The sequence below is a fragment of the Klebsiella scottii genome, from assembly GCF_036561945.1.
GTDB classification, from domain to species: domain Bacteria; phylum Pseudomonadota; class Gammaproteobacteria; order Enterobacterales; family Enterobacteriaceae; genus Klebsiella; species Klebsiella scottii.
The window spans coordinates 630,527-642,927 of record NZ_JARXNI010000019.1; the positions used below are offsets into that span (position 1 = coordinate 630,527).

General features: G+C 57.0%; 12 protein-coding genes. 6 read left to right on the plus strand and 6 right to left on the minus strand.

What is annotated here, in order from left to right; translation table 11 throughout:
- The first annotated feature begins 105 nt into the window (after nt 1-105).
- Nucleotides 106-777 (plus strand): 7-carboxy-7-deazaguanine synthase QueE, encoded by a 672-nt coding sequence (gene queE, locus QFI97_RS06735; protein WP_041147731.1) that lies wholly within the window; start codon nt 106-108, stop codon nt 775-777.
- 38 nt (nt 778-815) lie between these two features.
- On the opposite strand, the gene QFI97_RS06740 is transcribed toward queE, so the two are convergent.
- Nucleotides 816-2,294 (minus strand): FGGY-family carbohydrate kinase, encoded by a 1,479-nt coding sequence (locus QFI97_RS06740; RefSeq protein WP_346430778.1) that lies wholly within the window; start codon nt 2,292-2,294, stop codon nt 816-818.
- 26 nt (nt 2,295-2,320) lie between these two features.
- Nucleotides 2,321-3,619 (minus strand): MFS transporter, encoded by a 1,299-nt coding sequence (locus QFI97_RS06745; protein WP_095098617.1) that lies wholly within the window; start codon nt 3,617-3,619, stop codon nt 2,321-2,323.
- Nucleotides 3,620-3,936: 317 nt separating this feature from the next.
- Between QFI97_RS06745 and QFI97_RS06750 the strand changes: the two genes are divergently transcribed.
- The 5 genes from QFI97_RS06750 (at nt 3,937) to QFI97_RS06770 (ending at nt 9,584) form a co-directional block, all read left to right on the plus strand.
- Complete coding sequence (locus QFI97_RS06750) at nt 3,937-4,722, plus strand: SDR family oxidoreductase (protein ID WP_095098614.1); 786 nt, start codon at nt 3,937-3,939, stop codon at nt 4,720-4,722.
- Nucleotides 4,723-4,915: 193 nt separating this feature from the next.
- Nucleotides 4,916-6,370, plus strand: coding sequence for an FAD-binding oxidoreductase (locus tag QFI97_RS06755; protein WP_095098611.1), 1,455 nt, complete (start codon nt 4,916-4,918; stop codon nt 6,368-6,370).
- Nucleotides 6,371-6,560: 190 nt separating this feature from the next.
- Nucleotides 6,561-7,973, plus strand: coding sequence for an MFS transporter (locus tag QFI97_RS06760; RefSeq protein WP_346430779.1), 1,413 nt, complete (start codon nt 6,561-6,563; stop codon nt 7,971-7,973).
- Complete coding sequence (locus QFI97_RS06765) at nt 7,951-8,733, plus strand: adenine nucleotide alpha hydrolase family protein (protein ID WP_346430780.1); 783 nt, start codon at nt 7,951-7,953, stop codon at nt 8,731-8,733. The genes QFI97_RS06760 and QFI97_RS06765 overlap by 23 nt, the downstream gene beginning before the upstream one ends.
- Complete coding sequence (locus tag QFI97_RS06770; RefSeq protein WP_346430862.1) at nt 8,730-9,584, plus strand: electron transfer flavoprotein subunit alpha/FixB family protein; 855 nt, start codon at nt 8,730-8,732, stop codon at nt 9,582-9,584. The genes QFI97_RS06765 and QFI97_RS06770 overlap by 4 nt, the downstream gene beginning before the upstream one ends.
- Here the strand turns inward: QFI97_RS06770 and QFI97_RS06775 are convergent.
- The 4 genes from QFI97_RS06775 to queD all read right to left on the minus strand — a co-directional run bounded on the left by QFI97_RS06775 (nt 9,581) and on the right by queD (nt 12,208).
- Nucleotides 9,581-10,156, minus strand: a complete 576-nt coding sequence (locus tag QFI97_RS06775) for a glycerol-3-phosphate responsive antiterminator (RefSeq protein WP_346430781.1) — start codon at nt 10,154-10,156, stop codon at nt 9,581-9,583. The genes QFI97_RS06770 and QFI97_RS06775 overlap by 4 nt on opposite strands.
- Nucleotides 10,157-10,242: 86 nt before the next feature.
- The gene (locus QFI97_RS06780) at nt 10,243-10,503 is read right to left on the minus strand and encodes a ferredoxin family protein (protein ID WP_346430782.1); all 261 of its coding nucleotides are present in this window, start codon (nt 10,501-10,503) and stop codon (nt 10,243-10,245) included.
- Entirely contained in the window at nt 10,494-11,765 is a 1,272-nt protein-coding gene (locus tag QFI97_RS06785; protein WP_331833502.1) for an FAD-dependent oxidoreductase, read from the minus strand. The genes QFI97_RS06780 and QFI97_RS06785 overlap by 10 nt, the downstream gene beginning before the upstream one ends.
- Nucleotides 11,766-11,845: 80 nt before the next feature.
- Nucleotides 11,846-12,208, minus strand: a complete 363-nt coding sequence (gene queD / locus QFI97_RS06790) for a 6-carboxytetrahydropterin synthase QueD (protein ID WP_095098587.1) — start codon at nt 12,206-12,208, stop codon at nt 11,846-11,848.
- Nucleotides 12,209-12,401 lie beyond the last annotated feature (193 nt).

Here is a 12,401-nt window from a genome sequence, read left to right on the forward strand (position 1 = left end):
TTGCTTAGGGTATGGGGGGCGAGGCGCGCGCCATCGCAGCTGAGGACAAGACCTGGGCGCGCAAATCTGCGATAATGATCGTTTAGAACCTAAACAGAGATGATTATGCAGTACCCGATTAACGAGATGTTCCAGACCTTGCAAGGCGAGGGTTACTTTACCGGCGTGCCCGCCATTTTTATTCGCCTGCAGGGATGCCCGGTTGGTTGCGCCTGGTGCGATACCAAACATACCTGGGACAAACTTGCCGATCGGGAAGTGTCGCTGTTCAGCATTCTGGCGAAAACCAAAGAGAGCGATAAATGGGGCCCGGCCAGCGGCGAAGATCTGCTGGCGATTATTGGCCGTCAGGGGTGGACCGCTCGTCATGTGGTGATCACCGGCGGCGAGCCCTGTATTCACGATCTCACCCCGTTGACGACCCTTCTTGAACATAACGGCTTCAGCTGTCAGATTGAAACCAGCGGCACCCATGAGGTGCGCTGTAGCCCGCGGGCCTGGGTGACGGTTTCCCCTAAGGTCAATATGCGCGGCGGTTACGACGTGCTGTCGCAAGCGCTGCTGCGGGCGGACGAAATCAAACATCCTGTGGGGCGTGTGCGCGATATCGAAGCGCTGGATGAACTGCTGGAAACGCTCACCGACGACAAGCCGCGGATTATTGCTCTGCAGCCTATCAGCCAAAAAGAGGATGCGACGCGTCTGTGTATTGAGACCTGCATCGCCCGCAACTGGCGGCTATCGATGCAAACGCATAAGTATCTGAATATTGCCTGATAAATCGCCGGGTAGATGCGTTCTACCCGGCGCGTCCGCTACGCGTTCGACCAGCTTTGAATCGCGTCAACGTTTTCCAGGCTACCGTGGGTGACCGCATACGACTTTTTCAAAATCGTATCCGTATACGTGGTTAACTCCCTGAAGATCCCCTTATTTAATGCCTCATACCTGTTGGCATTCTTCTCTACTGGCATAAAGGTATCTTTTACCCGCACCATATTTGCAACCGCTGCCGCGTAGGAGGGATACAAACCCAATCCAACCGCGGCGTTGATTGCCGCCCCGAGGCTTGCACAGCCGTTAATAGCGTTGCGTCTGGCCGGCAGGTTAAATACATCGGCGAAGATCTGCATAAAGAGGTTGCTGTTCGAACCCCCGCCGGTAATGATGATATGTTTAGCGAAGTGATTCATTTCATTGCACATATTGTCGTAGTTATTTTTCAACGTCAGCGCAACGCTCTCCAGAATGGAGCGATAAATCCACGCGTAATCCATGCCGGAATCAAAACCGATCATGACCCCGCGCTTATAGGGCTCCCAGGGGTTCGTTAACCAGTCCAGTACGGTCATTAAACCGTTGCAGCCCGGTGGCACCGCTGCGGCCTTTTTATTTAACAGATCTTCCGGCGACAGGCCCTGGGCCCCGGCGTCCTGAATTAAGGATTCGCCCAGCATGTCCCGCAGCCAGCTAACCGTCCACATTCCCTTGCGAATACCGTACCCCTCGTACAGCAGCGTCTCCGGAATGGAGGACATAATCGGCCAGTAGGCGACGGGATTTTTCGGCAGCGCTTTGCCGTTCATCATCAGGGCGATGTAGGTGCCTAATGAGATAACCGCCGTTTCATCATCCAGTAGCCCTGCGCCGAGCGCCTCAACCGGCTTATCGCTGGTGGTGCAGATAACGGGCAATCCTGCCGGGAAGCCGGTCGCGAGAGCCGCCTGGCCGGTGAGATGACCCAGAATCGTGCCGGGCATCTGCACGTCGAATAGCATCCGGCGCGGAATATTAAACTGCTTAACGACCTCATCATTGTCGCTCCACCCCCAGGTTTTGTAATCCACCGGCCACTGACCAAAGTAGTTGGCGATATTGTCCTTAAATTCGCCGGTTAAGCGGTGCGACAGATAGCCGGAAAATGAGGTGACCCAGGCCACGTCGGGATTGGTGTGTTCATAAGGACGGGTGACGCGGGCATCCTGCCAGCTAATGAGAGGTTCTGCGGGCGTACCGTCGGCTTTAAGGAGCGCGCGGCAGCAGCGGATGGAGCCCAGACCGATGCCGACAATATCTTCTTTCTGGCCCGCGAACCGGCCCATCAGATCCCGTCCGGCGGCGCAGAGAGAGGTCCACAAATCATCATCAGGGTGCTCCGCCGTATCGGCGTCCGGCGTGTGCATTGGCTGCAGCAGGCCTTTTCCCTCGCAGACCACGTTTCCCTGCAGGTCGTACATCACGACCTTGGTGCTCTGGCTCCCGCCATCAATTCCAATGATGTATTTCTTCGACATTATTATTCTCCTTTAAATTTTCACCATCACTCGCCAGCAGTTTCTGCGGCCAGCGATGCCTCGCGTTCTGTCGCGGCGTCGGTGCGGCGTATTTTACGAAACAGCAAAAAGGTAAAGAGGATCACCATGCACAGCGCGGCCAGGCCCATTAGCCACATATTGTGGTAAGCGTCTGCGGCAGGGAGGGTGTCCTGCCAGTGGCCGACGATCGGATAGACAAAAACGTCGGGCAGGAAGCCAATAACCGAGCAGATACCGACGGTTGTTCCCATGATGTAGCCCGGCGTCCGCGCTTCGCCGGGGCAGGCCCAATAGAGCCCGCGCGAAGCGTAGCAGGTGAAGCCCAGCAGCAGGATCAGGCCGATCCCCATCGCAACGGACTGCGGGTTTGAATTGGTGGCTAACAGCGCTATAAGCGCCAGAACCCCCACGATCGACAGCAGCTGAATGACGCGAGTCGGGGATTTCACTCTGCTGTAGGTGGTAATAATGCCGCCCAGCGGGCCGCAAATCGCGCGGAAGATTTTGTTGATGACAATCCCCATATAGCTCGCGGCCACCAGCGACATACCGTACATCTCCGTCAGATAGTTGGTGGAGTAGCTGAGGATGGCGTAGATGGTAAAGACGCCAAAAATGACCATGCTGCAGTACCAGGTCGTGCTGATGCGCAGGACGGCGAGAATATCGCTCAGCTGAAACGCCTTTTTATCTTCCTGCGCCGCGCCGCCGCGCTGAGGCGCGTCGCTGACGAAGAACCAGCACAATATCCCCAGCAGGATATAAACCACGCTGTAAATCAGGATAACGACCTTCAGGCTGTTGCTATCGTCAGGGGCGAAGCGGGAAAATGCCCACATGGTAAATACCGCCAGCGACATAACGCCGACGCCGCGCAGCCCCTCCATCCAGCCCATGATTTTCCCCTGCTCGCTATGATCGCCGAGCAGCGAGGCGGCTTTAATTGAAACGGACCACAGCATCAGAATAGTGGTGATGGCAAAGGCGACCTGAATACAAAGCATGGCCCACAGCGGTGGATAGGTCGCCATTAATAAACCGAGCAGGCCGGTAACGATCATCGCTGAAGTAATCATTTTACGATGGGAAAATTTATCAGCAATAACCCCGCTGGGGGCGTAAAGAATAATAGCAGTAATACCGAAGGTGCTCATAATTAAGCCGATTTCGGTATTGCTAAATCCCATGAATTTTGCCATTGGGATTTGATAGATATAGCGTAAATAGGCAAGGTCAAAGCTGACGCCGCCGCTAAAGCTAATAATGGCAAGGGTTATCCAACGGCGATATGAATTCTGTTGCATATCGTGATCTCATTTTAAATAGACGAAAAAAAGAGAAAAGTAAACCGCCTTTGCAGGTGGATTACTTTTCTCTGGTCTCTAGTAATTACGATTAGGAATAACATGTCAGCGTGGGTTTTAGTGTGAGAATAATCACGCTTCATAGCTTTGCGCATAATTTATGAATGAAATATTTATCTGTGATTGCGATCACATTAGGTGCCCGGGCGCTGTGCTAAAAAATTAGCTCAGTTACCAGAGACAATGAGAAAGGTAACTTCCCTCTCGTGGGGGAAGTTACCTTTCTTTTTTTTGCCTAAAGGAATTTGGAGCCAACTATGTCAATCGAATCTCTTAACGCGTTTTCAATGGATTTCTTCTCTCTGAAAGGTAAAACGGCAATTGTGACCGGCGGCAATAGCGGGCTGGGTCAGGCCTTTGCTATGGCGCTGGCTAAAGCGGGAGCGAATCTGTTTATCCCAAGCGTCGTCAAGGATAACGGAGAGACGAAAGAAATTATTGAAAAACAGGGTGTTGAAGTTGAGTTTATGCAGGTGGATATTACCGCCAAAGGCGCGCCGCAGCAGATCATCGCCGCCTGCTGTGAACGCTTTGGCACGGTCGATATCCTGGTCAACAATGCCGGAATTTGTAAACTGAATAAGGTGCTGGACTTCGGGCGTGCGGATTGGGACCCGATGATCGATGTTAACCTGACGGCACCCTTCGAGCTCAGCCATGAAGCGGCAAAAATTATGATCCCGCAACACAGCGGCAAAATTATTAATATCTGCTCATTATTTTCTTACCTTGGCGGCCAGTGGTCACCGGCTTATTCTGCAACTAAGCACGCGCTTGCCGGTTTTACTAAGGCATATTGCGACGAACTTGGTCAGTATAATATCCAGGTCAACGGCATCGCCCCGGGATATTATGCAACCGATATTACGCTGGCGACCCGCAGCAATCCCGAAACCAATCAGCGAGTGCTGGACCATATTCCGGCAAACCGCTGGGGCGATACTCAGGACCTAATGGGCGCAGCCGTATTCTTAGCCAGTCAGGCATCCAATTATGTTAACGGCCATCTGTTGGTTGTCGACGGCGGTTATCTGGTACGTTAATTCTTAACCGGTGGTTTCTGTATTTTTATTAATTATGTCACAAAATATCATTCAGGATGCATCGAGGCCGTAAGGAAATAAATCTCCGGTAATATAGAACGCAATGTTATTGGGGTTTATAAAAGCCGTTAATAAAGAGGCAGCTTGAAGGATGAAGTGTCTGTTCCGAATTAATTATCAGGAAGGTATTACTATGTCTTTATCCCGTGAAGCGATTGTTGACCAGTTAAAAGAAATCGTCGGTTCCGATCGCGTGATCACCGATGAAACCGTTTTAAAGCGCAACAGTATTGACCGCTTTCGTAAATATGCCGACATCCACGGCGTCTTTACGCTGCCGCTGCCCGCCGCGGTCGTTAAGCTAGGCTCGACCGAACAGGTTTCTGACGTACTGTCCTTTATGAACCAGCATAAGATCAACGGCGTACCGCGTACCGGCGCCTCGGCGACCGAAGGTGGCCTCGAAACCGTCGTGGAAAATTCTGTGGTGCTGGACGGTGCCGGGATGAACCAAATCCTGAATATTGATATTGAAAATATGCAGGCAACCGCGCAGTGCGGCGTGCCGCTGGAAATTCTCGAAAACGCGCTGCGGGCAAAAGGCTACACCACCGGGCACTCGCCGCAGTCCAAGCCGCTGGCGCAGATGGGCGGCCTGGTGGCAACCCGCAGCATCGGCCAGTTTTCCACGCTCTACGGGGCGATCGAAGATATGGTGGTCGGGCTTGAGGCCGTGCTGCCCGACGGCACCGTCACCCGCATCAAAAACGTTCCGCGCCGCGCCGCCGGGCCCGATATTCGCCATATCATCATCGGCAACGAAGGTGCGCTGTGCTATATCACCGAAGTGACGGTGAAAATCTTCAGGTTCACGCCGGAAAATAACCTGTTCTACGGATACGTGCTGGACGATATGAAGGTGGGCTTCAGCATCCTGCGCGAGGTCATGGTGGAAGGTTATCGCCCGTCGATCGCCCGTCTGTACGATGCCGAGGACGGCACCCAGCACTTTACCCATTTTGCCGATGGCAAATGCGTGCTGATCTTTATGGCCGAAGGCAACCCGCTGATGGCGAAAGCAACCGGGGAAGGGATTGCGCAGGTTGTCGCGCGCTATCCGCAGTGCCGGCGCGTAGACAGCAAGCTGATCGAAACCTGGTTCAACCACCTCAACTGGGGCCCGGAAAAAGTGGCTGCCGAACGCGTACAGATCCTCAAAACCGGCAATATGGGCTTTACCACGGAGGTGTCGGGCTGCTGGAGCTGCATCAATGAGATCTATGAAAGCGTAATCAACCGCATCCGCACCGAGTTCCCGCACGCGGACGATATCACCATGCTGGGCGGCCACTCTTCTCATAGCTATATGAACGGCACCAACATGTACTTCGTCTACGACTACAACGTGGTGGACTGTAAGCCGGAAGAGGAAATTGATAAATACCATAACCCGCTCAACAAGATCATTTGCGAAGAGACCATTCGCCTCGGCGGCTCAATGGTGCATCACCACGGAATCGGTAAACATCGCGTTCACTGGAGCAAGCTGGAGCACGGCAGCGCGTGGCCGCTGCTGGAAGGGCTGAAGAAGCAGTTTGATCCAAACGGAATTATGAATACCGGAACGATTTACCCGATTGAAAAATAATAGTTATACCCAAAATAATTCGAGTTGCTTGCAGGCGGCAAGAGAGTCAATTCCCTGGAACATAGATAGCTATGTTGGGTGAGCGACAAATCTGTCCGGAACAGATTTGAACGCCGTGTAGCGGCGGCCCTCAAGGGCGAGGCTCATGGATGAGCCGGGTAACAAAGCTAACCCACAAGCCGCTTGAAGTATGACGGGTATATACGGCTTCTCAACCGGGAAGCCGCCTTTACCGGACCATGAAGGGGTAGAAATGAACGCTTCACCGGTGAGAATGGACGACCTGCCGCTTAACGGTTTTCACTGCCGGATTGCTGCACTAACCTTCGGCGCGCACCTGGTTGACGGCTACGTCCTCGGCGTCATCGGTTACGCCATTATCCAGCTGACCCCCGCCATGCACCTGACGCCTTTTATGGCCGGGATGATCGGCGGGGCGGCGCTGCTTGGGCTGTTTATTGGTAGCCTGACCCTTGGGTGGGTCTCGGATCGCATTGGCCGCCAGAAGATTTTCAACCTCAGCTTTGTCCTGATTACCATCGCTTCTTTTCTGCAGTTTTTTGCCACTACGCCTGAACAGCTTATTGGCCTGCGGATCCTGATAGGCATTGGGCTGGGCGGGGATTACTCCGTAGGCCATACGCTGCTCGCCGAATTTGCGCCGCGCCGGCATAGGGGCATCCTGCTCGGGGCGTTTAGCGTGGTGTGGACCATCGGGTACGTTCTGGCAAGCCTCGCCGGGCACCACTTTATTAGCGAAAACCCGGAGGCCTGGCGCTGGCTGCTGGCCTCATCCGCGCTACCGGCGCTGTTAATCACGCTGCTGCGCTGGGGGACGCCGGAGTCTCCGCGCTGGCTATTACGCCAGGGCCGCTTCGCCGAGGCTCATGCGGTGGTGCGCCGCTGCTTTGGCCCGCACGTGCTGCTCGGCGACGAGGTGGTGACGGCAACCAATAAACGGATCAGAACGCTGTTTTCACCGCGCTACTGGCGGCGAACGGCGTTTAACAGCATCTTCTTTGTCTGCCTGGTGATCCCGTGGTTCGTTATCTATACCTGGCTGCCCACCATCGCGGAAACCATCGGTCTTGAAGATGCGCTGACCGCCAGCCTGCTGCTGAATGCGCTGCTGATCGTTGGCGCGCTGCTGGGCCTGGTATTAACCCATCTGCTGGCCCATCGTCATTTCCTGCTCGGCAGCTTTCTGCTGCTGGCGACGACGCTACTCGTCATGGCCTGCCTGCCGGCAGGCAGCCCCTGGACGCTGCTGCTTTTTATCCTGTTTAGTACCACGATTTCGGCGGTCAGCAACCTGGTGGGGATCCTACCGGCGGAAAGCTTTCCTACGGATATCCGCTCGCTGGGCGTTGGCTTCGCAACCGCCATGAGCCGGCTTGGGGCCGCGATCGGCACCGGCTTGCTGCCCTGGACCCTGGCGCAGTGGGGGATGACGGCCACCCTTTTGCTACTGGCCGGCGTATTGCTGATCGGCTTTGTGGTGACCTGGCTGTGGGCCCCGGAAACCAAAGCGCTGCCGCTGACCGCTGCCGGGAGCGGCGACAAAAGACAAGGAGGAGCGAATGAACATTCTGTTGGCGTTTAAGCCGGAGCCTGACGCCGGCATGCTGGCGGAAAAGGACTGGCAGGCCGCCGCGCTGGATACCCGCGGGCCGGATGTCGCACTATTGCGCAGCGCTATCGGCGCCGATGAGCAGGCCGCCGCCGCGCTGCTGCTGGCCCAGCGCAATGCGGGCTGCGAGATGACCTTGAGCGCACTAAGCATTGGCGACGAGCGTGCGCTGCACTGGCTGCGCTACTTTGCCGCGCTGGGGTTTGACCAGCGGGTGCTGCTGGAGACGGCAGCGGATCTGCGCTTTGCGCCATCGTTTATCGCCGGACAGATCGCAGACTGGCAGCGCGGCCACGGCGGGGAGCTGATCGTGACCGGCTGTCAGAGCAGCGAGGGGCAAAATGGCCAGACGCCGTTTCTGCTGGCGGAAATGCTCAACTGGCCCTGTTTCACCCAGGTTGAACGCTTTACGCTCGAACCGCCTTTCGCCGTTGTCGAGCAGCGAACGGACTCCGGCATCCGCCGCTGCCGGGTGCGGCTACCGGCGGTGATTGCCGTCAGGCAGTGCGGCGAAGTGGCGCTCCCGGTGCCCGGCATGCGCCAGCGCCTGGCGGCGGCAAAAGCGGACATCGTGCGCCAGGCGGCGACCGTTGAGGCGACGTCTGACGCTCAGTGCCTGCGCCTGATGCGCCCGGCGCCGCGGCGCGCGGCCGTTATCGTTGAGGGCGCGACGGTGCAGGAGAAAGCCGGGGCGCTATGGGAGAACTATTTATGCCGGAGGATGCGGCCATGAAGATAGCGATGGTTATGGCCGCCGGCGATCGCGCCGCGATGGGTGGCTGGCTGGCGGCAAACGATCTCGCTGCGGCGGATCTCGAGCGCTGGACGCCAAACGCCGGGGCGGAGGTTGCCGGGCAGCTTCTGGATGCGCTGGTCGCTCAGTGGCGGCAGACGCCGGTCGACGTGGTGCTATTCCCGGCGGGAACGCTGGCCGATGAGATGGCCACGCGGCTGGCCTGGCGCCTGCGGGGAGGCAGCGTATGCCAGGTGCAATCGCTGAACGTGCCGGAGGGCCGGGTGACAAAGTCTCATTGGGGCAACGCGCTTACGGCCACGCTGGAGGTGAGCGCCCGGCCGCTGTGCCTCTCCCTGGCGCGCCAGCCCGGAGGGAATGCGTCCGGGGATTTTCCTGACGGCCTGCCGGAGCGCCGTATCGTACCGGCGGCGCAGCCCGAGTGGCTGACGGAGATTGAGCGCGTTGAGCGCGCGGGCGCGCACCCTTTGCTGGCGGCGGAGCGGGTGCTGGTTGTCGGGCAGGGCGGGGAAGAGGCCGATGCGGGAGGCATTGCGGCGCTTGCGCAAAACCTGGGCGCGGAAGCGGGCTACAGCCGAGCGCGAGTGATGAATGGCGGCTGTGATGCCGATCGCCTGGTGGGTATTTCCGGCCATCTGCTGGCCCCGGATATCTGCATTGTGGCGGGCGCATCGGGGGCGGCGGCGCTGATGGCGGGAGTGCGCGGGAGCCGATTTATCGTGGCGATTAATCATGACGCCAGCGCGCCGGTATTTTCTCAGGCGGATGTCGGCATCGTGGATGACTGGCTACCGGTACTGAAAGCACTGGTAGCCTGTACGCAGGATTAATTAAGCTGCTTCGCTAATTTCCAGACGCCGGCGTTGGTGGTCGACAGGGCCGCCACGCCGGCTTTCATCGCATTACGCGCATCCTCTTCGTCGCAGACCAGGCCGCCGGCAATCAGCGGCTGGTGAATCTTCTCCGTCACCCATCCCAGCACTTTTGGCATGCAGCCCGGCAGGATTTCAATACAGTCCGGGTTGGACTGCGCCACCTGCTTGTCGATATTGTGAAAGGAAATAGAGTCGACGATAAACAGGCGATGAATGCAGAAAAAGCCTTCCGCTCTGGCCGCTTTTAGCATCGGCGCTTTGGTGCTGATGATCCCGTCCGCTTCGGTAACCAGCTTCAAAAACTGAATCACCACCTCTTTATTCGACGCCCCCTCCAGCAGGTCGACATGAATAAACGCGTATTTACCGGCGTTTTTGATTTTCTTCACGATATTGCTGATGGTGCAGATATTACCGTACAGCACGGAAATAAACTGGCACTCGGAATCGATGGCTAACTGCAGGCTGGCGTTATCTTTGACGGCCGCAATGACCGGGTTTTGTCGTAGCAGGTGTAACAGGGGCATGGTGTGTCCTTCGTATTTTACTCGTCATCATTCAGGCTGCGGGGGCGCGAGCGTTCCTGCAGCCTGAATTATAACGAGTCGTTTTATTAGCCGAAACGGAACGTAATACCGAATCCAGAGTCAGGATAGCGCCATTCTTTCAGCGTTGCCTTATCGCATAATAGCCGGCAGGTGCCGCACTCCAGGCATCCCCGGTAGTCGACCTGCACGCCGCCGTCCGCCGTTCGTGAAAAAAGCCCGGCGGGACAGGAGGCAATAAGCAGTTCGACGACTTCCCGGTCGGGCGCCGACGCCGGGACAATATGCGGGTCGTCGGCGGGACGCCAGACGTTACGTGCTACAGACATCGTAAGCTCCGGATAAGATCGCCTGCCAGATGGCGCAGGCCATGACGGCGAAGATGACGCCAGACTATCTGGCGCAGCGGTGGGACGGGGCCTTCGCCCTGCTGCCAGAGTTCGCGGGAGATATCGTCCATCAGCGCGGGCCATCGGCGATACCAGCCGGGGCGCTGCAGCAGCGCGGGAACGTGCCGGTAGCGCTGGAGCACGTCCCACAGCAGGCTGCGCTCGATCTCCTGATGGTATTGCGCGAACAGATTTTGCGGCGCGCCGTGCCGACAGGCCTGGATTAACGTTTGCGCCGCCGCCTGGGCGCCGATTAAGGCCATGTCCATCCCGCGCACGGTGAAGCCGGTATTGACGCAGGTGCGCAGCGCGTCGCCGACCAGCAGCCAGCCTTCTCCGGCATACTGCGCCGGCATGCCGTGCAGGCCGCCTTCAGGTACCAGATGCGCGCCATATTCCAGCGTTTCGCTACCGTGCAGCAGAGGACGCAGGGCCGGATGCGATTTGAGACGATCCAGCAGCCCGGAGGCAGGAACCGCACCTTTTCCCAGCGAGGAGAGTGGACATACGATACCGAATGAGAGCGTATCCTGATTGGTATAAAGGAACGCGCCGCCGGGTAAATCGCCGCAGACTCCGCCGGTGAATATCATGGCGGAGCCCTCGTTGCCCTCGAGGCGGAAACGATCCTCCAGCGTCTTGCGCTCCATCGCCAGCACCGCTTTGATCCCCAGCGCCATGGCGGTTGGGGACGGGCGAGGGAGTAAACCGTGACGCTCCGCCAGCTCGCTGTTGGCCCCTTCCGCCAGCACGACATAGCGGGCGCGCAGCGTTTCGTTATCGCAAATGACCCCGCAAACCCGGCCGTTTTCGCGATACAGCGCCGCGACCGTCGCGCCGGTAATACACTGTACGCCTTCGCCTTCGGCCTGGTTAACCAGCCACGGATCGAAACGGGCGCGCAGTAAACTCCAGGAGTCGCCGCCGGGCTGAAGGCTGGAATAGGTTGTGGCGCCCTCGTCGGTCAGCAGGGTCAGGTTTTCCTGGGTGATACGGCGTTCAAGCGGGGCGGATTGTTGAAAATGAGGGAGAAGTTCGGCGAGAGCGCGGCAGTACAGGCGCCCGCCGGAGAGGTTTTTGCTGCCGGGAAGTTCGCCGCGTTCGAGCAGCAGGACCGAAAGTCCTGCCCGCGCGCAGCGTAGAGCACAAGCGGTGCCGGCTATCCCTGCACCGATGATAATAATATCAAAATCGTCAGCCATATTGCGCCCCAGATACCCAGAGCGCATAGGCTAGCATGGCGTTATCTACGGAATATTGACCATCGACACAAAGGCTTTAATCACTCGCCGCGATAGACGCAGCCCGCCGTGCAGGTCTCTTTAATCATCACCGCGCTCAGCAGCGGCACAACGGGTTTAATCTGTTGCCAAATCCAGCGCGACAGAACTTCGCTGGTCGGGTTCTCCAGCCCTGGAATATCGTTCAGATAGTAGTGATCCAGGCGATCGTAGGTCGGCTTGAAGGCGGCTTTAAGCTCGGCAAAATCCATGATCCAACCTGTATGAGGATCGACTTCGCCGGTAATCTCCAGACGTACCATAAAAGAGTGACCGTGCAGGCGACCGCACTTATGACCTTCCGGTACGTGGGGCAGGCGGTGGGCGGCCTCGAAGGTAAAATCTTTAAACAGGGTGGTGGACATCTTTTACTCTCAATAAGACAAAAAACCGCCGTAGGGTACCGGAAAGTACATTTTTTAGCATTAACTAAAACGGCCCTGAGCGGAAAATCGCCGCATCCGCCGCGCTGATGCATATTATCTCTTTATATTTCATGTGGTTATTTAATCGATTTTGTTGTTAATAACTATAGATAAAACAGGTTAGTTCATTTGG

Coding starts and splice junctions, on each gene's coding strand:
- QFI97_RS06760 (WP_346430779.1), top strand. CDS start 6,561: ATGACGGGTATATACGGCTTCTCAACCGGGAAGCCGCCTTTACCGGAC.
- QFI97_RS06755 (WP_095098611.1), top strand. CDS start 4,916: ATGTCTTTATCCCGTGAAGCGATTGTTGACCAGTTAAAAGAAATCGTC.
- QFI97_RS06740 (WP_346430778.1), bottom strand. CDS start 2,294: ATGTCGAAGAAATACATCATTGGAATTGATGGCGGGAGCCAGAGCACC.
- QFI97_RS06775 (WP_346430781.1), bottom strand. CDS start 10,156: ATGCCCCTGTTACACCTGCTACGACAAAACCCGGTCATTGCGGCCGTC.
- queE (WP_041147731.1), top strand. CDS start 106: ATGCAGTACCCGATTAACGAGATGTTCCAGACCTTGCAAGGCGAGGGT.
- QFI97_RS06770 (WP_346430862.1), top strand. CDS start 8,730: ATGAAGATAGCGATGGTTATGGCCGCCGGCGATCGCGCCGCGATGGGT.
- QFI97_RS06745 (WP_095098617.1), bottom strand. CDS start 3,619: ATGCAACAGAATTCATATCGCCGTTGGATAACCCTTGCCATTATTAGC.
- QFI97_RS06780 (WP_346430782.1), bottom strand. CDS start 10,503: ATGTCTGTAGCACGTAACGTCTGGCGTCCCGCCGACGACCCGCATATT.
- QFI97_RS06750 (WP_095098614.1), top strand. CDS start 3,937: ATGTCAATCGAATCTCTTAACGCGTTTTCAATGGATTTCTTCTCTCTG.
- QFI97_RS06785 (WP_331833502.1), bottom strand. CDS start 11,765: ATGGCTGACGATTTTGATATTATTATCATCGGTGCAGGGATAGCCGGC.
- QFI97_RS06765 (WP_346430780.1), top strand. CDS start 7,951: ATGAACATTCTGTTGGCGTTTAAGCCGGAGCCTGACGCCGGCATGCTG.
- queD (WP_095098587.1), bottom strand. CDS start 12,208: ATGTCCACCACCCTGTTTAAAGATTTTACCTTCGAGGCCGCCCACCGC.